The sequence below is a fragment of the Chryseobacterium oncorhynchi genome (genome assembly GCF_002899895.1).
GTDB classification, from domain to species: domain Bacteria; phylum Bacteroidota; class Bacteroidia; order Flavobacteriales; family Weeksellaceae; genus Chryseobacterium; species Chryseobacterium oncorhynchi.
The window spans coordinates 1,201,107-1,224,239 of the sequence record NZ_PPEI02000001.1; the positions used below are offsets into that span (position 1 = coordinate 1,201,107).

22 protein-coding genes and 1 riboswitch are annotated in these 23,133 nt (G+C 36.2%); of the genes, 16 read left to right on the forward strand and 6 right to left on the reverse strand.

The window, feature by feature from the left end; genetic code table 11:
• Position 1: 1 nt before the first annotated feature.
• The 6 genes from C1638_RS05390 to C1638_RS05415 all read left to right on the forward strand — a co-directional run bounded on the left by C1638_RS05390 (position 2) and on the right by C1638_RS05415 (position 4,183).
• On the forward strand, positions 2-490 hold the full coding sequence (locus C1638_RS05390; RefSeq protein ID WP_109618866.1) for a nuclear transport factor 2 family protein: 489 nt from the start codon (positions 2-4) through the stop codon (positions 488-490).
• A gap of 1 nt (position 491) precedes the next feature.
• Positions 492-938, forward strand: coding sequence for a GNAT family N-acetyltransferase (locus C1638_RS05395; protein WP_109618868.1), 447 nt, complete (start codon positions 492-494; stop codon positions 936-938).
• Positions 939-1,001: 63 nt separating this feature from the next.
• Positions 1,002-1,514 carry a DinB family protein gene (locus tag C1638_RS05400; RefSeq protein ID WP_109618870.1) on the forward strand — a complete coding sequence of 171 codons (513 nt, stop codon included), beginning with the start codon at positions 1,002-1,004 and terminating at the stop codon, positions 1,512-1,514.
• A 207-nt stretch (positions 1,515-1,721) separates the two neighbouring features.
• The gene (locus C1638_RS05405) at positions 1,722-2,273 is read left to right on the forward strand and encodes an L-threonylcarbamoyladenylate synthase (protein WP_262509803.1); all 552 of its coding nucleotides are present in this window, start codon (positions 1,722-1,724) and stop codon (positions 2,271-2,273) included.
• Positions 2,274-2,382: 109 nt separating this feature from the next.
• A complete protein-coding gene (locus tag C1638_RS05410) occupies positions 2,383-2,727 on the forward strand; it encodes a nuclear transport factor 2 family protein (protein WP_109618874.1) in 345 nt (114 codons plus the stop codon).
• A 37-nt stretch (positions 2,728-2,764) separates the two neighbouring features.
• Positions 2,765-4,183, forward strand: coding sequence for a CCA tRNA nucleotidyltransferase (locus C1638_RS05415; protein WP_109618876.1), 1,419 nt, complete (start codon positions 2,765-2,767; stop codon positions 4,181-4,183).
• A 172-nt stretch (positions 4,184-4,355) separates the two neighbouring features.
• Here the strand turns inward: C1638_RS05415 and C1638_RS05420 are convergent, their stop codons facing one another.
• From C1638_RS05420 to pafA, 3 genes are all read right to left on the reverse strand, one after another.
• Positions 4,356-5,423: a DUF5074 domain-containing protein gene (locus C1638_RS05420; RefSeq protein ID WP_109618878.1), complete on the reverse strand. Its 1,068-nt coding sequence runs from the start codon at positions 5,421-5,423 to the stop codon at positions 4,356-4,358.
• Positions 5,424-5,441: 18 nt separating this feature from the next.
• A complete protein-coding gene (locus C1638_RS05425; RefSeq protein WP_109618880.1) occupies positions 5,442-7,271 on the reverse strand; it encodes a TonB-dependent receptor plug domain-containing protein in 1,830 nt (609 codons plus the stop codon).
• Between the two features lie 34 nt (positions 7,272-7,305).
• A riboswitch (cobalamin riboswitch) is annotated at positions 7,306-7,481 on the reverse strand.
• A gap of 206 nt (positions 7,482-7,687) precedes the next feature.
• Entirely contained in the window at positions 7,688-9,334 is a 1,647-nt protein-coding gene (gene pafA, locus C1638_RS05430) for an alkaline phosphatase PafA (protein WP_109618882.1), read from the reverse strand.
• A 104-nt stretch (positions 9,335-9,438) separates the two neighbouring features.
• Here pafA and C1638_RS05435 point away from each other — a divergent pair, with 104 nt between their 5' ends.
• The 5 genes from C1638_RS05435 to C1638_RS05455 all read left to right on the forward strand — a co-directional run bounded on the left by C1638_RS05435 (position 9,439) and on the right by C1638_RS05455 (position 12,269).
• Positions 9,439-10,224, forward strand: a complete 786-nt coding sequence (locus C1638_RS05435; protein ID WP_109618884.1) for a hypothetical protein — start codon at positions 9,439-9,441, stop codon at positions 10,222-10,224.
• Between the two features lie 20 nt (positions 10,225-10,244).
• Positions 10,245-10,637, forward strand: coding sequence for a VOC family protein (locus C1638_RS05440; protein ID WP_109618885.1), 393 nt, complete (start codon positions 10,245-10,247; stop codon positions 10,635-10,637).
• Between the two features lie 12 nt (positions 10,638-10,649).
• Complete coding sequence (locus tag C1638_RS05445; protein ID WP_109618887.1) at positions 10,650-11,186, forward strand: GNAT family N-acetyltransferase; 537 nt, start codon at positions 10,650-10,652, stop codon at positions 11,184-11,186.
• A gap of 136 nt (positions 11,187-11,322) precedes the next feature.
• Positions 11,323-11,571 carry a hypothetical protein gene (locus C1638_RS05450; protein ID WP_106915557.1) on the forward strand — a complete coding sequence of 83 codons (249 nt, stop codon included), beginning with the start codon at positions 11,323-11,325 and terminating at the stop codon, positions 11,569-11,571.
• 185 nt (positions 11,572-11,756) lie between these two features.
• Positions 11,757-12,269 (forward strand): hypothetical protein, encoded by a 513-nt coding sequence (locus C1638_RS05455; RefSeq protein WP_109618890.1) that lies wholly within the window; start codon positions 11,757-11,759, stop codon positions 12,267-12,269.
• Between the two features lie 123 nt (positions 12,270-12,392).
• Here C1638_RS05455 and C1638_RS05460 read toward each other — a convergent pair whose 3' ends face one another.
• The 3 genes from C1638_RS05460 to C1638_RS05470 form a co-directional block, all read right to left on the reverse strand.
• Positions 12,393-13,319 (reverse strand): malate dehydrogenase, encoded by a 927-nt coding sequence (locus tag C1638_RS05460; RefSeq protein ID WP_109618891.1) that lies wholly within the window; start codon positions 13,317-13,319, stop codon positions 12,393-12,395.
• Between the two features lie 119 nt (positions 13,320-13,438).
• Positions 13,439-13,990, reverse strand: a complete 552-nt coding sequence (locus tag C1638_RS05465; RefSeq protein WP_109618898.1) for a biliverdin-producing heme oxygenase — start codon at positions 13,988-13,990, stop codon at positions 13,439-13,441.
• A 21-nt stretch (positions 13,991-14,011) separates the two neighbouring features.
• A complete protein-coding gene (locus C1638_RS05470; RefSeq protein WP_109618899.1) occupies positions 14,012-16,210 on the reverse strand; it encodes an ATP-binding protein in 2,199 nt (732 codons plus the stop codon).
• 363 nt (positions 16,211-16,573) lie between these two features.
• Between C1638_RS05470 and C1638_RS05475 the strand changes: the two genes are divergently transcribed.
• The 5 genes from C1638_RS05475 (at position 16,574) to C1638_RS05495 (ending at position 23,123) form a co-directional block, all read left to right on the forward strand.
• Positions 16,574-17,623, forward strand: coding sequence for a linear amide C-N hydrolase (locus tag C1638_RS05475; protein WP_109618901.1), 1,050 nt, complete (start codon positions 16,574-16,576; stop codon positions 17,621-17,623).
• Positions 17,624-17,904: 281 nt separating this feature from the next.
• The gene (locus C1638_RS05480) at positions 17,905-19,071 is read left to right on the forward strand and encodes a porin (RefSeq protein ID WP_109618903.1); all 1,167 of its coding nucleotides are present in this window, start codon (positions 17,905-17,907) and stop codon (positions 19,069-19,071) included.
• 20 nt (positions 19,072-19,091) lie between these two features.
• Positions 19,092-20,522, forward strand: a complete 1,431-nt coding sequence (locus C1638_RS05485; RefSeq protein WP_109618905.1) for an anion permease — start codon at positions 19,092-19,094, stop codon at positions 20,520-20,522.
• 16 nt (positions 20,523-20,538) lie between these two features.
• Complete coding sequence (locus C1638_RS05490; RefSeq protein ID WP_109618907.1) at positions 20,539-21,195, forward strand: succinate dehydrogenase cytochrome b subunit; 657 nt, start codon at positions 20,539-20,541, stop codon at positions 21,193-21,195.
• Positions 21,196-21,206: 11 nt separating this feature from the next.
• Positions 21,207-23,123, forward strand: coding sequence for a fumarate reductase/succinate dehydrogenase flavoprotein subunit (locus C1638_RS05495; protein WP_109618909.1), 1,917 nt, complete (start codon positions 21,207-21,209; stop codon positions 23,121-23,123).
• Positions 23,124-23,133 lie beyond the last annotated feature (10 nt).

Consider the following 23,133-nt stretch of genomic DNA (forward strand, 5'->3'; position numbering starts at 1 on the left):
AATGGGTAAGATTAAAATTTTATTGGCCTTTATCCTTTCCAATCAGGTTGTATATTCTCAACTAAAAGAGACTGATAAACTTTATACCACTGTCAAAAAACTGGATAGTCTGGTATTTGATGAAGGATTTAATAAATGTAATCTTACCCATTATAATGATATCATTAGTAATGACCTTGAGTTTTATCATGATGAGGGAGGGATTACTTCTGGAAAAAATGCCTTTACCTCATCCATAGAAAACAATATCTGCAAAAGCAAAGAAAAAAGGAAACGTGAACTTGTTCCTCATACGATGAAAGTATATCCCATGTATAATGATAACGTTTTATATGGATTGCTACAAGAGGGTAATCATGAATTTTTCAGATATAACAATGGAAAATGGAATAAAACCACACGTGCAAAATTTACACATCTATGGATTTTAGAGGGTTCTAAATGGAAGCTAAAAAGAGTCCTAAGCTATAATCATCAATCTCTCAAATGATATGAATTATACAAGAAAAGCTATCATTTCCGATTTGCCTCAACTCGCAGAATTATTTGATCAGTACAGAATATTCTATCACAAGGAATCAGATGTCCCAGCTGCAGAAAATTTTCTTCAGGAAAGAATTGAAAGCAAGGATTCTGAAATTTTTGTTGCAGAAGAAAATGGTACACTCACAGGTTTTGTACAATTATACCCTATATTTTCATCTACAAGAATGCAGCGCTATTGGCTATTGAATGACCTGTATGTCAATGAAAATTATAGAGGAAAAGGATATTCCAAAGAACTTATTGAAAAAGCTAAGGAATTATGCAAAGCTTCAAATGCCTGTGGAATCCTGCTTGAAACAGGAAAAAGTAATGACATAGGAAATCAATTGTACCCATCATCCGGTTTTGAATTGTATGATTCGGTAAATTTTTACGAGTGGAGCAATTCATAGCTTTCGTACAATGAAGATGTACAAAGTAAACTGTATTATATCTAACTTATAATCCAAAATAATATGACAGATTTCCAAAAATACATCCAAAGATATTTAGATCTTATTCCATCCGGAGACTGGTCAGCTGAATTGACAAAATCAGAAGAGAAAACAGTAGGAATTTTTTCTAATCTTACCGAAGAACAATCTAAATTTGCCTACGCTGAAGGTAAATGGACACTGAAAGGCGTGCTATTGCATTTATCGGATACTGAAAGAGTTTTTCAGTACAGAATACTGGCCATTGCCAGAGGTGAGAAAAATAATCTCCCGGGATTCGATGAAAATGAATATGCTGAAAAATCCCACGCCAATGAAAGATCTCTTGAATCTTTATTAGAGGAATATAAATTAATAAGAAAATCTTCCAGAATTCTATTGGAAACCATGAATCCTACTGCTTTACAAAGCATTGGAACAGCCAATGGCCATGAAATTTCAGTAGAGACCATTGGAAAACTTATTATTGGCCATAATTATCACCATTTGAATATTATTGAAGAAAGATATTTATCTAAATTGGGATGGATGTAAATGAAACATACATTAAAGTAGTTTCAAAATCATATTTTACACATAGAATATTAATAGAGATGGGCTTTAGCCCGTTTTTATTTAATACTGCTTTCAACGGCTTTAGCCAAAACTTAAAAACAAAAAAACGTTTCTATTTACTCCTCAATTTTTTGTCCAAAATTCATATATTTTCTACCTTTATCAACTGTTTTGAATTCAAATAAAATTATGGAAAAAATAATCGAAATATTAAAGTCCGGCGGAACTATTCTTTATCCTACTGATACCATTTGGGGGATTGGTTGTGATGCTACCAATATAGAAGCTGTCAATAAGATTTTTGACATCAAAAAACGCGAGAAAAATAAATCCATGATTATTCTTGTCGAGTCTGAAAAAAGGCTTCAGGATTTGGTAGATGTTCCTGAAATGGCTTGGGAAATTATTGACCTAAGTGAAAAACCAGTGACTATTGTTTATGAAAATCCAAAAGGGTTACCTAAGGAATTGCTTGCTGAAGATGGAAGTATAGGGATTAGATTGGTAAAGAATGATTTTTGTAAAAAATTAATTACAAAGCTGAACAAGCCTTTGGTTTCTACATCTGCCAATTTCAGTGGTGAAAAAAGTCCTTTAAAGTTTTCTGATATTTCCGAAGAAATGATAAGTCTTGTAGATTATGCTGTGGAAGAAGATAGAGATAAGGTTTCAAAATATTCAGGTTCTTCGGTCATCAAAATATGGAGTGATAACAGGATAAAGGTTCTCAGAGAGTAAAAATTCCGGGTTAATCTGTTTATTTTTTTAGAGTCTTGTCAGTTCATATCGGCAGGATTTCTTTTTTTTAATTCTATCTTTGCAAAACTCAACTCATAAAATACATGCTATGAATCATCAGGAATTCGCTAAAATGTGGGTAGACGCCTGGAACTCTCATGATTTGGAGGATGTTCTCTCCCATTATTCTGAAGATATTGAGATAACAACTCCCATGATTAGCATGGCTACCGGAGGGAAAGAAAGTTCTTTAAAGGGAAAAGAGGCAGTTCGTGAATACTGGAAAAAAGCATTGGAAAAGTTTCCGGATCTTCACTTTGACCTGATCCATTCAACGGCGGGAGTAGATTCTGTAGCATTATTTTATAAGTCTATTATGGATAAACATGCTGTGGAAGTGATGTTTTTTAATGAAGAGGGAAAAATTAGTAAAATGTACGCTCATTATGATTAGTGAACGGCATGGGTAGAAATTGACGCTATTATAAACGATGAAAATTAATCTTAATCAAAATAAGAATTTAAAACTTTTTAAAATAATTTCTGAAGCTGCAGAAAGGAACAACCAGTCTGTATACATTGTTGGTGGATATGTTCGCGATCTTCTAATGAAGAGAAAGGCATCTACGGACATCGACTTTGTGACTGAGCAAAGCGGTATTGAGCTGGCTCAGAATGTGGCTAAGGATATTGATCCTAAGTTAAAGGTTTCTGTATTCAAAACCTATGGAACTGCCATGATTAAGTACAAGGATCTTGAACTCGAATTTGTAGGTGCCAGGAAAGAAAGCTATACAGAAAATAGCCGCAAGCCTGAAGTGGAGGGCGGAACTTTGGAAGACGACCAAAAAAGAAGAGATTTCACCATCAATGCGATGGCAATTTCTTTAAATAAAGATAATTTCGGGGAACTTATTGATCCATTCAACGGGATTGAAGATCTGGAAAAAGAAATTCTAAGAACTCCATTAGAACCTGCTCAAACTTATTCTGATGATCCATTGAGAATGATGAGAGCAATACGTTTTGCTTCAACCTTAAGCTTTACCATTGAAGAAAATTCTTTAAATGCTATTAAGCAGGAAGCTGAAAGAATCAATATTGTTTCCATGGAGAGAATTATGGTGGAGTTTAACAAGATTATGTTATCTGAAAAACCTTCTGTAGGATTAAAACTAATGGAACAAACTGGGCTTTTAAAGCTTATCATTCCTGAATTAATAGAGCTTAAAGGTGTAGAGGAAGTAGAAGGACAGACTCATAAGGATAACTTTTACCATACCCTTGAGGTAGTGGATAATATTTCTGTGAATACCGATAACCTTTGGCTGCGTTGGTCTGCATTACTTCATGACATCGGAAAAGCTCCTACAAAAAAGTTTGTGGAAGGAACAGGCTGGACTTTCCACGGGCATGAATTTTTAGGCTCAAAAATGGTAAAGACTCTTTTCCAAAGACTGAAGCTGCCATTAGGAAGCGATATGAAGTATGTTCAGAAAATGGTGAAACTTTCTTCCAGACCTATTGCCCTGATTACAGATGATGCTTCAGATTCTGCATTAAGAAGGCTTTTATTTGATGCCGGAGAAAATCTTGAGGAACTTTTTACGCTTTGCAAAGCAGATATCACTACTAAAAATTCCAAAAAACAGGAGAAATTCAAGAAAAACTTTGAGTATGTGGCTGTTAAAATCAAGGAAGTAGAAGAAAAGGATCAGGTAAGAAACTTCCAACCTCCTATCACCGGAGAGGAGATTATGCAGATGTTTGACCTTAAGCCGGGACGTGAAATCGGTATTTTAAAGGAAAAAGTGAAAGAAGCAATCCTTGAGGGGGAAATTCCGAATGAAAAGGAAGAAGCAACCAGGTTTGTTATTGCGGAAGCAGAAAAACTGGGATTAAAAATATAATTGAATTTTACAAAGTATAAAATACGGCTGGATGTTTTCACATCCAGCCGTATTTATTTTGCTTCAATGAGGTATATAACAAAGCCGGACGGGCTCTAAGAGCCCGTCCGGAAAAAAACACAAATGATGAAAAAATAAAAAATTATTTTTGCTTACGCCTTAGGCGTTATTCTTAATTTTTATAGAACCCGTTTGTTCCAACGCCTGCAGTAAAGTTTTTCAATAAAGAACCATTGTTCGCATTGTAAACATTTACTTTACCGTCTTCTGAGAAGTTTGCATCTGCAGCAAAGATTCTACCATCAATAACGTCAAAACCATAAACATTCCCTATAGCTGTAGCAATAGGTGTAGTAGGAACCGCTGTAGAATTAACAGCCATTCCATAAATTTTATTGGTATCAGTAATAAAATAGAACTTATCGCTATCTGCTCTCAATTTCTGAACCTTAGGAATTCCTGTAAGAGTAGTTGTTGTAAAAGTTCCTGCAGAAGAATTGATCTTGTAAATGTATGAGTCTGTATTATCAGAAACCAATACATAAGCGCTTCCTTTGTAAGAAATAAGGTCTTTAATAATCCCTACGCTAGGTAGTGTAATAGTCTTGCTTATAGTATTTGTAGACGGGCTTACAACACTGATTGTATATCCTGTTGCAAATGAATCAAAAGGAGGAGCTGTATTATAGCCAATACCATCAGTCTGTACAATAATATTTCCTTCTGCTTCAACTACTTTTTCAGCATAACGTGGGAAACTAACACTATTTACATAGGTGTTATCTGCAATATTATAGGCATTAAGCTTTCTTACATCCGTAAAGTTATTGTTCGTTACAAAATACTTATTTCCAGAGAATGCTATATATCTTGGATTATCAAGATTAGCTATTACCGTAGCTTGTTTTCTGAATGTATAACGGTTTACAATATCGATTTTGTTAGGAACATTCGCTACCAAATAAGCACGATCTCCTAGGAAACCTATACTTTGAAGTACCTTACCAAAAGATTCTTTATTGTTATTCTCAGAATAGATGTTAGTAAATATATTTCCAAGGCTGTTGCTCAAGAAAGTAACATCAGAGGTAGGCTTTGTAAATCCACCCTCGTTAGAGATAAGGATTCCGTTTTCATAGGTAGTTGACTGAGTCGTCTCAGTGTCATTATCACTGCTACATGAAACATTGAAAAGTAACATGGAAGCAAATGCAAGAGGTAAAATTCTTTTGATATTCATATATATTTAATTTTATTTTTAAAAATTGATATTTAAACTTACACTGTAATTTCTTTTAGGCAATGGATAAGCGAACATAGTATAATAGACTTCATTGAAAACATTATTAACCTTGAACCCTATGGTATAATCCTTATGGAACGTAAGACCAAGCCCGGCATTCATTACAAAATACTCTTCCAAAGCCTCACTTCTCTTTTCATTGGAATCTGTATAGGTAAGCCCGTTAAAAAGCCCCTGAACATATACTTTTATAAACTCATACTGGTAATCAATATTTCCAGTGAACTTATGAAATGGCACATACATCAGTTGTTTTTTCTTTTCAAGATCCTGAGAATTTGTATAGGTGTATCCAAGGCTTCCTTTTAATAGATGTTTACCAAACCTTTTCATATACTCCATTTGAGCCTCTACCCCATATGATCTTACATGATCTGTGTTTACAGGACTATAATATCCCGAGAAAGTTGGAAGCCATCTTATCATATCACGGATATCAAGATAAAAAGGAGCGACTGACATCTGAAGAGCCCCTACCTTAAATTGGTTTCTCAATTCAAACTGATAGGAGGTCTCCGGCTTTAAATCCATATTACCTCCCGGCTGCCAATATAAATCATTGAAAGATGGAGCCCTGAAATTTCTTGAAACACTCAATCCCAGAGTATACCAATGGATGGCATTCCATTTTCCGGAAAAAGAAAACAGTACAGGTGAGCTAATTTTTCCCACGAAATCTTTTCGTATTCCGGCTTCAAGACGTAGATCTGTTACAGGAAAATATCTTAATAATCCAGAAACTGATCCCATATTTCGACTTACATGATCTATTCCCGAGCCATATCCTTCTCCTTTATTAAGTTGATATTCTCCAATAACATTGAAGTTCCATTTAGAGCTAAAGAAATAATTAAAATCATTCTTCAGTATATAATTCTTCCCTGTTCCACCACTGGTCTGAGGACCATCAGCTTTAGCAAAATACTGGAAATTTTCCTCCGTATAGGCTGCCTTGAAAGAGTTATTGAATTGTGTTTTATTCCAATCCCATGAAAGCAGGCTTCTTATATTTTGAGTTCTGTATTTCGTTTCAGTTTCGTTATCAAAAAGAACCGGATAATGCTGTTGCCCATTGAAAAATTCCGAAATCCATGAAACCTGATGGTGTGGAGCAATTTTATAGGCTGCAGCAATATTGAAATTTGTATTGTAGTATTGTCCGTTTCTATTGATGTAGTTTTTGGCCTCTTTTACTTCATAATCATTCTCACTTACAGAATAGTTCCCCGAAGCCTTAAAACTGAATTTTTCATTGCTATAAGCTCCTTTAAGCAAGTTGTTATAAGTATTAAAAGATGCTACTTCTGAAAATAGTGTACCATGAAACCCTTTATTAAAGTCGAGGTTATTATTTAGGTGAATACTTCCACCGATAGCTCCGGAACCATAGGTAACACTTCCTCCGCCGGCTTTTATTCCGATCTGATCATACCCGAACAAGGAAATATTATTGATATCTCCCTGTCCTAAAAAATTAGAGTTAATATTAATCCCATTCCATACAAAAGCCGTCTGTTGGGCAGTCGTTCCTCGGAAAGATGGTGAAGAAACTGCTCCACGACCGTTTTCTTTAATATAAACTGCGGATTGGAATCTCAGCAGTTCAGAAAGGTTGCTGGAATTTTTTTTGGCATCTTCAGCAGTAATTGTTTTTACAGGATGAAAAAGCTTTACCTTATTCATCTGACTATCGAAAATATAAATCGTATCAACCACTTTCTCCTGTCCGAAAAGAAAGCAGCCGTAAGACGACAAAAACAGTACTAAAGATCTTTTTATACCCATATTATTCCACTTTTCCTCCGAAAGCAATATGTTTTTTTTGATTATTATTCTGGCAGGTCTCCTGACTTTCGCTTTCTGTGCCTTCCCGTTTGTACAGTGGCTGTTTACAGAAACTTTTGTTGCGATTTACAGTTGCGGGGACAGTCTGGGCATCTCACCCAATTCCCTTTTCATTCCAATATGCTGGAAACCAAAATTTTTGCAAAGATAGCTTTTTAAATGTATTGACCAAAAAGCAGACTTATAGGCCAACCTTTGCATTTTGTGATAATCTGCACCTGTTTTTAGCAAAAAAATAGACATATAGATTTACTGTAAAAATTCAGATAACTTTAAGCTTGAAACATTACATATATAAAATAAAAACAGCTGCCTCCTGTACGAAAGCAGCTGATTATTTATAACAAGATGTTTACTTATTTACCGATTACTTCCGTAATTGGGTTTCCAACATTTCCACTTGGGAATTGAATTTTTAGTAATGAAGAAACTGTAGGCGCAATATCCGTCATATGATAAGCCTTGTTGCTTTCTCCCTGCTTAACTCCCCATCCCATAAAGATCAATGGAATATGTGAATCATAAGAGTTCCACACACTGTGTGTAGTTCCTGTTTTGGAGTATGGTGGAAGCATAGAGTCATGAGAGATCAATTGGATATCACCACTTCTCTGTCTGTTGATTCCGTTGATGATTCTTTGCTTAATTGGCTCCGGAATACTAGATTCCTGAACTTTATCTACAGAAACAGCATATAAAACAGTAGGATCTTTTTCCAATTCCTTTACCGTAAAGTTTCTTACATCATCCAACTCAAGCTTGCTGTCTGCCAATACTTTTCTGTCAAAATAAATCTGATAGTTATCAATTGCATTAATCAATTTATCTGCACCAAACTTCGCTTTCAACTTTTCGTTAATATTCTTCTCAGCTCCTTCTCCGAAGAAACCTGTTGGGATTTTATGTTCTTTCAGGAATCCTACAGAATGAGCTCCACCGTGGTCAGCAGAAAGAAAAACAGTGTACTCACCTTTTCCAACCTTTGAATCCAGGTAGTTGAAGAATTCTGCTAAATCCTGATCTAGTCTGATATAAACATCCTCCACTTCAATGGAATTCGGCCCGAACTTATGCCCAGCATAATCCGTGGAAGCCAAGTTGATTGCTAAAAAGTCTGTAATAGCATCACCTCCTAGTTTTTCACCCTCTACAGAAGCTTCTGCCAACTTCAAAGTCAGTGTATTTCCGAAAGGTGTGTAACGAATGTTATCTTTTTTTGTCTGATAATCTTTAGCCAGATCGTTGTAAGGGAAAGTAGGCGTCTTTGCACTTCCCAATAATCCTTCCCAAGAAGAATTGTCAGGCGAACTTTCTGTATACTGATTGATTGGAAGTAAAGTATTCCAACCATTTGCTACTAATTTTTCCGGTAAATTCTGAGAGTTGAATGATTTCACCCACTGAGGAAGATCATTCATATACCATGTGCTTGTAATAAAGTTTCCGGTACTATCATCAAACCAGAATGCTCCGTTCGGAGTATGTCCCGCAGGAAGAATGGAAGCACGGTCTTTCAAAGAAACACCAACTACTTTTCCCTGGAAATTGGTTGCCAGTCTTAATTCATCCGTTACCGTTGTAGACCAAAGATTTTTCGGAGAGTGGCTTCCTGTTTTGGTATTGGTAGTTCCTACCGGCTGAACGCTGTCATCCGCAGTACAGTATACTCCTTTACCCGTTTCCTTATCCGTCCAGTCGTTTCCGGCAATCCCGTGAATTGCAGGTACAGACCCTGTATAAATACACGTGTGTCCTAGCGCTGTAATGGTAGGAACATACGGAATGTGTACATTATTTAAAGAATATCCTGTATTCAATAATCTTTTGAAACCGTCATTTCCATATTTGTTGTAAAAACGGTATAGATAATCCCAACGCATCTGATCCACTACCAGACCTACAACTAATTTGGGTCTTTCCAATTGAGAATTTCTGTTCTTCTGCGCATTGATTGTAACTACGGACAAAAAAGTAGCTGCCGCAATTGAAATGTTCCTAAGCATCCAAGTAAATTTTTATTGATCACAAATTTAGGGGTTTTGAAAGTTTTAGAGTATGAAATTTTATTTAAATTTGATCTTTATTCAATTCCCTAACCCAATTTACCATGATTTTAGGAATATACTGGTACTTTAAATTCCCTGAAAACCTATACCATTTCAAGTTTTTCAGGTTTTTTGAAGGATATGGAGGCCATGCGGATAATGATGCAGAGTTGGCAGCAAGAGTTCAGGTGAGTAATATGGAAAACCTCATCAGACAACTGGAAGAATTGAAATCACGGTTCAAAAGAACTTATTTATCCCTTGCCATTAATGAGAATCAACTTATTATTAGTATTGGAGATCATCAGCTTTTTGATTATCATTTTCAATTCGTAAGTGAAATAGAAAATTTGTTAATCCAAGAAAATGCCGAATTGTTGGATTCTAGTAATCCTTTCAAAGCTCAATTTTATAAAAACTATCAACCGGAAAAGGAGAATTTTGAAAATATTGAGCATCGTTTTATTCAAATTGTTGGTTCAGATTTAAAAAAGAATAATGCTGAAAATCTTTCAATAAGAATTGACTGTAACCTGCCCTTAGCAGATAAAAAAAACTTCATTAGTGACTTAGTTACTATATGCCAAGAGGAAAACATCAATGTATTCTATTATAAGGATCATGATTTTAATAATTATTGTAATCTAATGCTCCTTTTCAGCAATGGACGACAGACTAGAGATGCCATTCAGATTGTTCATGTGAATTCATTTGGAAATAAGGTAAGACAACTCAGTGAAAAATATCCACTCCATTTTGGCCATTTTGGTGGACTCAACCATTATCCAGAAAACGGACCTCATATCGAACTGATGGTGGATGAAGAATATATTTTAAGCAAAAAATAAACCCATTATAATTTAATAATATGATTAAGTTTAAATATGTCATTTTGTATGTTGAAGATGTGGAACAATCCATGAACTTCTATAAAAATACCTTTGACGCCGAAATAAAATTCATTACTCCGGAAAAAGACTATGGAGAACTGCTTACCGGAGAAACCAGTCTTTCTTTTGCTTCAATCAGCTTAGCTGGTTCAAATCTAAAACAGGGTTTTCTATCCTCCAAAACACAAAAAAAGCCATTTGGAATAGAACTTGGCTTTGTGACCGATGATGTGGAAACATTGATCGAAAAAGCTGTTAAAAATGGGGCTGAATTGTATGAAGAGATTGCTGTAAAACCTTGGGGACAAAAAACAGCTTATATCAAGGATCTTGACCATTATTTAGTGGAAATTTGTACTGAAATTCAATAAACATTCTTCTTCGTGGAAATAAAAAAACTACAAAAGCTATCTTCCAACCCCTGCCTGAATTGGGGACATAATGGGTATACAACAGATACAATTTATTCTGTCTCGTCTATAGAATACTCCAATTCCTTTGAGTTTACTCTAAGGGAAAAGTCTTTGTCTTATTCCAAAATCTGGGAAACTGATGCTGATGAACTGGAAGAACTTAATACAATCATTGAAAAAGATAATTCTTTTGGAGCCTTTACAGATGGTGAACTCCAAGGCTGGATCATTGGTGAACACAGAACATGGAACAACAGCTTTTACATAGAAAATATCCTTGTCAATGAAAAATACAGGAGACAGGGAATCGGGATTATGCTGATTAAAAACGCCATTAAAGAAGCCCGAAGATTAAACTGCAGAGTTATAGAACTTGAAACCCAGAATACCAACTACCCAGCCATACAGTTTTACAGAAGAATGGGATTCAATATCACCGGACTGAATACCAGATTGTATGATAATGCCGATGAAATTGCCCTTTTTATGACCCTAGATATCGAATAACTCTAGAAATAAAACTCCTCTTATTAATTCTATTGCTCAATTATGATTTTATTCTTTTAATAAAAAATTAAAACACTTGCTAGTGTCTTATATTTTTTATACATTAGTAATCAGCAAATTAAAAACATTGATTACTATGAAAAATTTAAAAAAATTAAAGAGAAGCCAATTGGTGTTAATTAGCGGAGGAGATACAGCCTATGCCTTTTGTTTAGATGGCGTTTGTCCTCCAACCCACGGATCCTATTATTGTAGCGGAGATATCTGCTACAGATCAACTGGTGGAGGTGGTAATACTGGAGGAGGCCCTGGTGGTGGAACCCCTTGCCATGAGCCACAACGTTTCTGTCAGGAATGGGAAACAGGATGTGGATGTCATTATTAAAGTTAGTTGTTAGATAAAAATTAGGGCGGTTTTCACCGCTCTTTTTTTGTGCTTTTACTAACAGAAAGATAGTAAGCAGTCGGATATATTTACTTGTGATATTTGAGAGCAGCAATGGGTTTATGGTTTCCCGTAATGAGTAAGCATCAGGATTCTTTAGTTTTGAGCCATTAGAAAATAATCCTATGAAAATAAAATTCATACTCATTCTGTCAGCTATAGCATTAATGAATCTAAGCTGTAATGATAAAGAAACACCTACAATTACAAATCAGTCTCAACCGGTAGATCCAAATTTGGAACAATTAAAAACAGAAGCTTCAAGATTAAGAAATGGAGGTTCCGTTAAAAGTATTGAATTAAAAAATGGAAAAGCGATAATTACATATGTAAAAGATTATACGGAATACAAACAATTACAACCTCAATCTAAATTAACAGAAAATGATTTAAAAGAATATTGGTCAACAGGAAATGCTATTCAAAAAATCCTCGTTGAAGGCCCTGTACAAATAATGAAGAAACTTAGTTTTATTGATGAAGTTGAGCTTATCCTCCCATTTCAAGGCAAAATTTATAGGAGTGATGTCAAAAAAACAGAATTAGAAAAATTTATTGGAAACGATTTTTCAGAGATAACAAACACTTGGACAGAAAGCTTTGTAAATCCTTATGTTTATAATAAAAATGGCAGATAAAAGTTCTTAAATAAATTCAGTGTTGAAAAATAATTCAGCGGAAAAAGAAAGAAAATAAAATTCTTTCACAAAAAAACCGCGCCCGAAAGGCGCGGTTTTCATATATATATATAATTCTGTAAATTAGAATTTAAGATCTCCATTCACTTCTCTCACTGCATTAGCAGCTTCAGCGAATTTCAATTGCTCTTCAGCAGTCAATGTTACGTTTACGATTGATTCTACTCCGTTTGCTCCGATGATAGCAGGAACACCTAAGCAGATATCGTTTTGTCCGTACTCTCCTTCAAGCATTAAAGAACAAGGGATCATTTTCTTTTGGTCACATGCAATTGCCTGAACCATTACAGAAACAGCTGCACCTGGAGCATACCAAGCAGAAGTTCCTAATAATTTAGTAAGAGTAGCACCCCCTACTTTAGTTTCTTCAATTACATATTTTTGTTTTTCTTCGTCTAAGAATTCAGTTACAGGAACACCATTTCTTGTAGCTTTGCTCAATAATGGAAGCATACCTGTATCACTGTGAGCAGCGATTACCATACCATCAACATCAGAAATTGGAGCTTCTAATGCCTCAGCCAATCTATACTTGAATCTTGCAGAGTCTAGAGCACCACCCATTCCGATGATCTTGTGCTTAGGAAGACCTGAAGTTTTGTGAACCAAATAAGCCATAGTATCCATTGGGTTAGAAACCACAATGATGATTACTTCTGGAGAATGTTTTACTAAGTTTTGAGTAACTTCTTTTACGATACCCGCGTTGATACCAATTAATTCTTCTCTAGTCATTCCAGGTTTTCTTGGGATACCTGAAGTGATTACTGCTACATGAGAACCTGCAGTTTTGCTGTAATCTCCTGTTGTTCCGGTAATTTTCGTATCGAATCCGTTAAGAGACGCCGTTTGCATCAAATCCATTGCTTTACCTTCAGCAAATCCTTCTTTAATATCTACCAAAACTACTTCTGAACAGAAGTTTTTCATTGCGATGTATTCTGCACAGCTTGCTCCTACAGCGCCTGCACCTACTACAGTTACTTTCATATTGTTACTTTTTAAATTATTTATTTTTGTTAGTTAAGTTTAAAATTGAAACTCCCCAAATTTAATAAATCCTGAAAAAATGAGCAATTTTTCAGAAATTTAATTAGAATTAAAAGAAATTAGTTGACGTTCAGTAAAAACGTGTATAGTTTTTTCGCTCCGGAAAGCACTTCATTATAGTTTTCCTCCGTAACTTCCGTGTCCAAAACCTCCTTGAAGTTCTTCCACATCGGGCCCGTATTCTCCTGATAGCATCCAAAGAAATTAAAAGTCACCTCATCAAAACCTTCCGTTTTAGAAAGCTGCTTTGCAATAACGTTTCCGCCCAAAGTAGAACCTTCAATTACATACATCGCGCCCAATGCTTCATGTTCATTCTCAAACTCAAGAGGGTGAGAAACTGTTTGATTTTCCAGAGAAAGACTTTCAAGGTCCTTTTCAATAAGGGAAAGCTTCTTTCTGTTTTCAAGCTGAAGTTTTTCTGCATACTTATCAGAAAGACTGTTGAAAATTTTATCTTCACTGTGAAGAAGCATCAGATAATTAGTATGGATGATCTTTTTATAATCTTCTAAGGTGAAAGTTTTATTGAAAATCTTTTCAGAATTAAAAAGCTTCTCCGCCGCATCGTGATATTCTGCTGTATTTTGTTTAAGATATTCTGATACCATAAATAACGTTTTAAAAGTTTCTCAAATGTAAGGTTTTTTGAACGTTAAAATGAAAGAAGTACCCTCTTTATTGCTCTCATAATCTACATTTCCTCCTATTCTTTTCATGATTCGGTGTACGATGGACAGCCCTACTCCATTTCCTTTAAACTTCTTCGCATTATCCATCCTATTGAAGATTTTAAACATCTTATGTTTCTCTTCCTCAGGAATACCGATTCCGTTATCCGAGATTCTGTAAATAATGGTTTGCCCGTCTTCCGTTCCTTCAATTTCTACCTTTGGCTGATCTTTATGGGAAGAATATTTCACTGCATTATTGATGATATTTAAAAATACCTGATGAAGCAAAGTTTTATCTGCCATTACATCCGGACATTCCTTAATGATAATTTCACTTTTAGGACTTCCGTAGGTCATTTTTGCATTTTCAGAAATTTTATAAATGGTATTTAACGTATTAAGACTCTCAAGCTGAATATCACTATGTTTGGCTCGACTGAGCTGAAGCACATCTTTCATCATTTCAGCCATATTATCAATTTCTTCAATGATGGTATTGATCTTCGTTTTACTCTTTTCAGAATCATCAGCCAAATTCCCCAAAAGCATCTGGGCATTCAGTTTCATGACTGTTAATGGTGTTCCCAGATCATGAGAAATCGTATAAGAAAAGCTATCTAACTCTTCATTTACTTTTTTAAGCTCATCATTAAGCCTTTTGATCACATTATAGTTCTTATGGGAAGTTTCCAGAATTAAATCTCTTACAGCCTGCACAGCATTTACATTTCTGGAGTTCCACCTTTTGGAATGGCCCTTAATATTTTCTGTAAAAATCTGAAATGAGGTTCTGGGAGAAACCATGTGTTTTTCTTCTCCATTTTGGGAAAATACCTCTATCTTTTTCTCCGGATTACCGGCCCAATTAATATGTTCATCGAACTCTTTACGGAACCAGATTAGCATTTCATTTTTCTCTCTCTCAATGAAGTAAATAATGATTCCGGCAGCGTTTTCAGATAAATTCAGTTCTTCCCCATGATTTCTAAGGAAACTTCTGTTAACATAAATACGATCCGTTGTATTTTCCAATGCCCAATGTACAATTTTATTAATCGCATCAGTAGTGAGAGTAATTCCTTCTGTAATTATATTTTCATCCGAAACAATGGCCAAACCATCTGCTTCCGGTAAATTTTTGATATCCGTCTTACTTTCAACAAGAGAATCAAATAAATAATGATGTTTTAAAAATTTTGTCTTTAGTTGAGATAATTTCTCATTCACTTCCAGACGGTAGTTCAGTTCTTTTTTTGATTTAAAAGATGAATAGGCATTCGCTGCCAGAGCCGTAAAAATCCCTGCCTGTACCCTGTCTTCAAGATCCACATGTTTTGGTTCTGTATTCTGACAGGTTACCAACCCCCAAAGATGGTTATCAATAATAATCGAAACACTAAAACTGGAGGAAACACCAGAATTGATAAGGTATTGCCTGTGAACAGGTGACATTCCTCTTGATCCTGAAAAACTGAGATCTATATTTTTATTGGTCTTACTTATAACAGGAACCGTCTCAGTATGTACATTACTGAATATTCTTTTTCTTTTCTTAAGATAAAGCTCCCGGGCCTGTCTTGGAATATCGGATTCAGGGTAATGAAGTCCAAGGAAACTTTCCATTTCTTCATCTTTCTTTTCAGCTATTACCTTTCCGGAACCGTCCATCATAAATTTATACACCATCATCCGGTCATAGCTCACCACCTTGGCAAGCGTTTCTAATAAATGGTTCCAAAGTTCCTTTTCATCATCTATGATATAAAAGTTATCGTATTTATTGGAAATTCTTTTATCCGGATTCACTAAAACCTCTTCAAATTCCAGAAAAATAAATCCTCCGCTTCGGAAGACAGAAAAATGATATTCTTTATCATTAATAAAGATCTTATCAAAATATGTTTCATTTTCCCTTCTGGTAAATCTATTCAGTGATGTATAGATATCTGAATCAATAATATGTTGAAAGCTTTCCGGAAAGTCCGAAAGTCTCCTATCGAACAACTCATCTAGGTTTCCGATTTTAAATATATCCGATATATTCCTGCTGAAAAAAGTAATGGAATGGGACTCCGCATCAATGCCAATCAAATAACCAAAACTTTGTATAGAGCCTGGAATATGGATGGGTTCATCGTGGCATTCTACAAAATTCATATAACTATTCAGTCTATCTATCAAATATAAGGCTTTTTTTAACGGTAATTATTCTGTTGTATTATTTTTTCCTCCAGCCTGATGGTTATATGATTGTACCGGAAAAAAATCATATTAAAACATTCTTCTTTTTCCGGTAATTTTAATAAGATATCACTAAAATATACGAAAAAAAATACAATGTTTATGTTTTTAACTTATTAACCCTGATTCATAACATGAATTAAGGATTATTAACTAAGATAATTGGGTTATTTAAACATTTTTAGCTAAATTTATATCACCAAATAATGAATATGACAAAATTCTATTGAATTATTCACAATGAATTCAAGACAATAATTAAATACAAATAATACTATTATGAAAAAGTTCCCATTAATTTTATTTTCTTTGGTCCTCTCTGTAGGATTATGGAATCCATCAGAAGCATGTACACGAGTAGTATACAAAGGTCCAGAAAATACAATTCTTACCGCCCGTTCTATGGATTGGCGTGATGAAATCCCTGCCAACCTATGGGTTTTTCCAAAAGGAATTGATCATACCGGACAAACCGGACCTAAATCTGTAAAATGGACTTCCAAATATGGCAGTATTATCAGTTCTACATGGGATATTGCTTCTGCAGACGGAATGAACGAAAAAGGACTTGTGGCCAACATGCTGTGGCTAGGTGAATCACAATATCCAAAATTCGATCCCAAAGGCAGTAAAAAGGGACTTGCCATTTCTTTATGGGCACAATATTATCTTGATAATTTTTCAACAGTAAAGGAAGCGATAGATTTCTCAAGAAAAGAACCTTTCGTTATTGTAAGTGATTATATTCCGGGAACAGAAAAATTTACAACCATTCACCTTTCTCTTTCTGATGCGTCTGGAGACAATGCTGTATTGGAGTACATCAATGGAAAACTGGTTATTCACCATGATCCGTCTTATACGGTAATGACCAACTCTCCGATCTTCGAGGAACAGCTTGCTCTTAACAATTACTGGAAAGGAATTCCGGGTACTGTTATGCTTCCGGGAACCAACCGTGCTGCAGATAGATTCGTAAGGGCTTCTTACTATGTGAATGCCATTCCAAAAACGGCTGACATCCGTACTGCGGTGGCCAGTATATTCGGAGTGATCAGAAACTGCTCTGTACCCTACGGGATTTCTTCAGCAACAGAACCCAATATTTCTTCTACAAGATGGCGATCTGTTTCGGATCAGAAGAACTTAGTCTATTATTTTGAAACTGTTTTTACCCCCAATACGTTCTGGGTAGATCTTAAAGATTTTGACCTCAGCGCAAAAGGAAAAGTAATGAAACTGGATCTAAGTAATTATCAGACTTATCATGGTAAAACCAATACAAATTTCAAAGAAACTCCATCTTTTAAATTCCTGGGCTTAGAATAATTTAAGTCAAAACCAAAAATTTAATCCTTACGTGTTTCTATCTGAAAACCCAGTCCGAAACACTAAGGTTTAGAAGATCATGAATGCAGATTCAGGATTAGATATGTGATCATTTTCCTCCACTGGAGAAGTATAAATCGAAGATTTAACGGAGGATTTAAACAATAAAAATAGTATCATTTATAAGCACATTCTGTGCTTCACCTCAGCTTTTTAAGGATAGAGATAAAGTTTTTATGTTTAAATAAAATTTCAAATAAGCAAAAATTAAACAAATAGATATGGCCTTTTTTTCATTTAAAAAGAGAAGCCTGTTCCTGTGCATTCTTATGGGCTGGTTTTCAGCTAACGCACAGATACAGGATTCTTTACAGACCAAACCACAGCAACAGGAAGAAGATAATGTAAAATATCCGCAACTTCAGATCAAAGGCCTTTTTCAGGCTCGTTATCTGGTGGGTATGAGCAAGGATGTAGATGTAAACGGACTTCACCACTCTGATGGCGGCGGGACGAGCAATAATTTCATGCTAAAATACATGAGAGTTCAGGTTCGCGCACAGATCAGTAAACGAACAGAAGTTGTTGCCTTGGCTAACTTTGCCGATTTTAAAAACGATCCTAAAAGCAGGGTTCTTGAAAATGCCTATCTGAAATATACATTCAGTCCTAAACTGGCATTTACTGTAGGACAGTTCAGACCTTGGTTCGGAATTGAAGAAACTTATCCTATTGACATTATCAAATCTCTCGACTGGTCTAATCAGTACTCTGAATTTGGAAAACTAGGCTGGACTAGCTTCCAGATCGGACTTTCTGCAACGGGACAGCTTAAGCTCGGTGAAATTCCTTTCCAGTATGCTGTATCTGTAGTGAACGGAAATGGAAAAAACCAGGTTAATGACAACGACAACGGGAAACAATACTCTACCCGACTGCTTTTCGGATTATCTAAAAAATATAATTTCAACGTTGGTCTGAATGGAGGTATTGGTGAGGTTTTCAGCAAAAAAGTATATGCCGTGGGAGTTGATTTAAGTTCTATGATTCAATTTGACCCAAGATGGAGTCTGGATATGCAACTGGAAGCTAAACAGGCTACCAATCACATCCTTTACAACTCTATTGCTCCTGAAGCAAGGCCTGATAATCCTGATCAATATCTGGTTCGCGGGGTTTATTTTCTTCCGAATGTAAGATATGAAATCAACCATAAAAACCTGAGTGCCTTTGAAATGTCTTGCCGATATGAATACCTCGACACGAACTTCAGAATGGCTTCTAACCCAAGACAAACCATCACTCCAATGGTTGGGCTGGAATTTCTGAAAAATTATGGTGCCAGAATTCAGCTGGGTGTACAGTTTGACCGTTACAAATATCAAGTAGAAAATACCTCTCAATACAACAATAATCTCTTCATCGTGCAGGTGCAGAGTAGATTTTAACCTCTTAAATAGTTATCATCATGAAAGAAATTAATATCAAAAACGTAGCGATCACATTTGCTGCTGCGTTGATTATATGGTTCATTCCTGCTCCTGAGGGTGTAGCCGAGAATGCCTGGCATCTGTTTGCCATCTTCGCAGCAACCATTTTAGGAATCATTCTTAAAGCTGCTCCAATGGGTACCATGTGTATGATGGCCATCGCATTTACGGCCCTCACACAGGTAGTTGCTCCGGGAGATGCAGGAAAATCTATTACAAAAGCACTTTCCGGATTTGGAGATAAAGTGATCTGGCTGATCGGGATCTCTTTCTTTATTGCCAGAGGATTCATCAAAACCGGTCTTGGAAACCGTATTGCCTTTTTATTCATCAGGGTTTTTGGTAAAAGTTCATTGGGATTAGCCTATGGATTGGGGCTTGCAGATGTTTGTCTGGCACCAGCCATTCCGAGTAATACAGCAAGAGGTGGAGGAATCATCTACCCAATCATGAAATCTATGGCAATAAGCTTTGATTCTGTTCCTGAAAAACCGGAAACTCACAGAAAACTGGGTTCATTTTTAACATTGAACAGTTATTATATGAACCTCATCGCTTCATCCATGTTCCTTACAGGGACGGCCAGTAACCCGATGTGTCAGAAGTTTGCAGCTAACCTTGGCATTGATATCACATGGATGTCATGGGCAGCAGCCGGTTTTGTACCTGGTTTGGTTGCATTCTTTGTAGTTCCGTTGGTATTATACAAATTATATCCGCCTGAGTTGAAAAAAACAGGTAATGCTCCGAAAATGGCTGCTCAAAAATTAAAAGAAATGGGACCCATTTCCAGAAACGAGTGGTTGATGCTATTGGCTTTCTTTATCCTGTTGGCTCTTTGGATATTCGGTGGAGCACTTTCTATTGATGCTACAACAACAGCATTCATTGGATTAACATTATTGTTATTAACCTCAGTATTAACCTGGGAAGATGTAAAAAGTGAAAAAGGGGCCTGGGACACTATTGTTTGGTTCGCCGTTTTAGTGATGATGGCAAGTTCCCTGAATGAACTGGGCTTCATTGGCTGGTTTAGTGATCTTATTAAAGTACAAATTGGAGGTCTTAGCTGGCAGGTAGCATTCCCTGTTATTATTGTAGTTTACTTCTTCAGTCACTATATTTTTGCCAGTGCTACAGCTCATGTGGCAGCAATGTATGCCGCCTTATTGGGTGTAGGTGTTTCTTTGGGAATTCCTCCTATGCTGCTGGCAATGATGCTAGGTTTTATGGGTTCAATTTATGGAGTTCTTACCCACTATGGACACGGCCCTGCTCCGGTATTCTTCGGAAGTGGATATGTCGATCTGAAAATCTGGTGGCTAAGAGGTCTTGAAATAGGAATCGTCTTATTAATTATCTATATGGTTGTTGGTGGTCTTTGGATGAAAGTTTTAGGATATTATTAATTATTAAATCAAATATATGTTATCAACATTGTTAAGAAAAATGCTGATGTGTCTCACGGGACTTTTTCTGGGGTTCTTCCTGCTGATTCATTTTCTGGGTAATCTCCAGCTGTTTCTTCCGCAAGAGCAGGCACATTTACAGTTTAATGCCTATTCGCATTTTTTATCAGGGAATATCATTATCAAAATAGTTTCTTATGTTTTGTATGCCAGCATCATTCTGCATGCAGTAGATGGTTTATTCATCACTTTAAAAAATAAGAAATCAGGAGGCGGCTATCAGTCCGACAAACGTGGAAGAGCCAGTAAATGGGCTTCCAGAAATATGGGAATTCTGGGAACATTAATCCTGATCTTTTTGGTGATTCATTTTCAAAACTTCTGGTACATCTACAAATTCGGAAATCCACCTTTGGATGAGAATGGAAACAAAGACTTATACATTTTGGTAGTAACAGTTTTCAAGGAATGGTGGTACGTTCTTATTTATGTACTTTCCATGATTGCCCTATGCTATCACCTGATTCACGGAATACACAGTGCTGTAAGAACACTTGGGCTATACCATCCTAAGTTTGTAAAATGGTTCAAAACCATTGGGATTGCTTATTCAATCATCATCAGTTTAGGTTTTGCACTGATGCCTATTTATGTATTCTTTACTTATCATTAAACAGACCTATCATGATTTTAGATTCAAAAATACCACAAGGCCCATTAGAACAAAAATGGGATAATTATAAAAAGAAAGCTAAGCTCGTTAATCCAGCCAACCGTAAAAAACTGGACGTTATTGTTGTAGGAACAGGTCTGGCAGGAAGTTCTATTGCTGCTTCTTTAGGTGAAATGGGTTACAATGTCAAATCATTTTGCTTCCAAGACAGCCCCAGAAGAGCACACTCTGTAGCAGCACAAGGGGGTGTAAATGCCGCTAAAAACTATAAAAATGACGGTGACAGCGTTTACAGAATGTTTGTAGATACTTTGAAAGGAGGTGACTTTAGAGCACGTGAAGCCAACGTTTACCGAATGGCAGAATGCTCCCTAAACCTCATCGATCAATCTGTAGCCCAAGGAGTTCCTTTCGGACGTGAATATGGTGGTTATCTTAATAACCGTTCATTCGGAGGAGTTCAGGTAAGCAGAACCTTCTACGCCAGAGGGCAAACCGGACAACAATTGCTTTTGGGTGCTTATCAGGCCTTAATGAGACAGGTCGGGAAAGGCTCTGTACAATTGTTTTCAAGGCATGAAATGCTTGATCTGGTTACCATTGATGGTAAGGCAAGAGGAATTATCGTAAGGAATTTAGACACAGGAGAAATTGAAAGACATGCAGCACATGCTGTAATACTGGCAACAGGAGGTTATGGAAAGATCTATTACCTGTCTACATTAGCCATGGGGTGCAATGGTTCTGCTATCTGGAGAGCCCATAAAAAAGGTGCTTTAATGGCTTCCCCAAGCTGGATTCAGGTACACCCAACTTCCCTTCCGCAATCCGGAGATTATCAATCTAAATTAACATTGATGTCCGAATCACTGCGTAATGACGGTAGAATTTGGGTTCCGTTGAAAAAGGATGAAAACAGACCACCAAATGATATTCCTGAGAGTGAAAGGGATTATTATCTTGAAAGAAGATATCCTGCTTTCGGAAATCTGGCTCCAAGAGATATTTCATCTCGTGCTGCCAAGGAAAGAATTGATGCTGGGTTTGGAATCGGACCTCTGAAAAATGCAGTGTATCTTGATTTTTCCAAGGCCATTAAAGAACAGGGAAAAGATAAGATTCAGGAGAAATATGGAAACTTATTCGATATGTATCTTAAGATTACAGGATATGATGCCTATAAAGAACCCATGATGATTTCTCCATCAGCACACTTTTCAATGGGCGGGCTTTGGGTAGACTATGAACTGATGACTACTGTTCCGGGATTATTTGCTTTAGGAGAAGCTAATTTTGCAGACCACGGAGCCAATAGACTGGGTGCCAATTCTCTTTTACAAGCTTCCGTGGATGGTTACTTCATTGCTCCATATACCATTGCTAATTATCTGGCTAATGAAATTCACACCGGAAAAATCTCACCGGATGATCCTGAATTTGAAAAGGCTGAAAACGCGGTTAAAAACCAGATCCAGGATTTAATCAATATCAAAGGGACCAAAACCGTTGATTATTTTCACAAGACATTAGGAAAACTATTATATGATTATTGTGGATTGGCCAGAACTGAAGAAGGGCTGAAATATGCCATTCAGGAAATAAGAAAATTAAAACAGGAATTTCACAAGGATGTAAGGGTTTCCGGACAAGGTGATACCATGAATACGGAACTGGAAAAAGCAGGTCGTGTTGCCGATTATTTTGAAATTGGAGAATTGATGTGCTATGATGCTTTAACCCGTAATGAATCCTGCGGAGCACACTTCCGGGAAGAATACCAGACACCTGATGGTGAAGCACTGAGAAATGATACAGACTATCAGTTTATCTCTGCATGGGCATGGACAGGTGAAAACGGCGAGCCTGAACTGATCAAGGAACCTTTGATCTTTGAAGAAATACAGCCAACGGTAAGAAGTTACAAATAAAAAACAAAAA

What these genes read in the sequence shown, in the direction of transcription:
- C1638_RS05470 (WP_109618899.1), bottom strand. Translation starts at nt 16,210, where the DNA reads ATGAATTTTGTAGAATGCCACGATGAACCCATCCATATTCCAGGCTCT.
- C1638_RS05450 (WP_106915557.1), top strand. Translation starts at nt 11,323, where the DNA reads ATGAAAAATTTAAAAAAATTAAAGAGAAGCCAATTGGTGTTAATTAGC.
- C1638_RS05420 (WP_109618878.1), bottom strand. Translation starts at nt 5,423, where the DNA reads ATGAATATCAAAAGAATTTTACCTCTTGCATTTGCTTCCATGTTACTT.
- C1638_RS05490 (WP_109618907.1), top strand. Translation starts at nt 20,539, where the DNA reads ATGTTATCAACATTGTTAAGAAAAATGCTGATGTGTCTCACGGGACTT.
- C1638_RS05425 (WP_109618880.1), bottom strand. Translation starts at nt 7,271, where the DNA reads ATGGGTATAAAAAGATCTTTAGTACTGTTTTTGTCGTCTTACGGCTGC.
- C1638_RS05415 (WP_109618876.1), top strand. Translation starts at nt 2,765, where the DNA reads ATGAAAATTAATCTTAATCAAAATAAGAATTTAAAACTTTTTAAAATA.
- C1638_RS05440 (WP_109618885.1), top strand. Translation starts at nt 10,245, where the DNA reads ATGATTAAGTTTAAATATGTCATTTTGTATGTTGAAGATGTGGAACAA.
- C1638_RS05410 (WP_109618874.1), top strand. Translation starts at nt 2,383, where the DNA reads ATGAATCATCAGGAATTCGCTAAAATGTGGGTAGACGCCTGGAACTCT.
- C1638_RS05485 (WP_109618905.1), top strand. Translation starts at nt 19,092, where the DNA reads ATGAAAGAAATTAATATCAAAAACGTAGCGATCACATTTGCTGCTGCG.
- pafA (WP_109618882.1), bottom strand. Translation starts at nt 9,334, where the DNA reads ATGCTTAGGAACATTTCAATTGCGGCAGCTACTTTTTTGTCCGTAGTT.
- C1638_RS05435 (WP_109618884.1), top strand. Translation starts at nt 9,439, where the DNA reads ATGATTTTAGGAATATACTGGTACTTTAAATTCCCTGAAAACCTATAC.
- C1638_RS05395 (WP_109618868.1), top strand. Translation starts at nt 492, where the DNA reads ATGAATTATACAAGAAAAGCTATCATTTCCGATTTGCCTCAACTCGCA.
- C1638_RS05455 (WP_109618890.1), top strand. Translation starts at nt 11,757, where the DNA reads ATGAAAATAAAATTCATACTCATTCTGTCAGCTATAGCATTAATGAAT.
- C1638_RS05480 (WP_109618903.1), top strand. Translation starts at nt 17,905, where the DNA reads ATGGCCTTTTTTTCATTTAAAAAGAGAAGCCTGTTCCTGTGCATTCTT.
- C1638_RS05495 (WP_109618909.1), top strand. Translation starts at nt 21,207, where the DNA reads ATGATTTTAGATTCAAAAATACCACAAGGCCCATTAGAACAAAAATGG.
- C1638_RS05465 (WP_109618898.1), bottom strand. Translation starts at nt 13,990, where the DNA reads ATGGTATCAGAATATCTTAAACAAAATACAGCAGAATATCACGATGCG.
- C1638_RS05390 (WP_109618866.1), top strand. Translation starts at nt 2, where the DNA reads ATGGGTAAGATTAAAATTTTATTGGCCTTTATCCTTTCCAATCAGGTT.
- C1638_RS05475 (WP_109618901.1), top strand. Translation starts at nt 16,574, where the DNA reads ATGAAAAAGTTCCCATTAATTTTATTTTCTTTGGTCCTCTCTGTAGGA.
- C1638_RS05400 (WP_109618870.1), top strand. Translation starts at nt 1,002, where the DNA reads ATGACAGATTTCCAAAAATACATCCAAAGATATTTAGATCTTATTCCA.
- C1638_RS05460 (WP_109618891.1), bottom strand. Translation starts at nt 13,319, where the DNA reads ATGAAAGTAACTGTAGTAGGTGCAGGCGCTGTAGGAGCAAGCTGTGCA.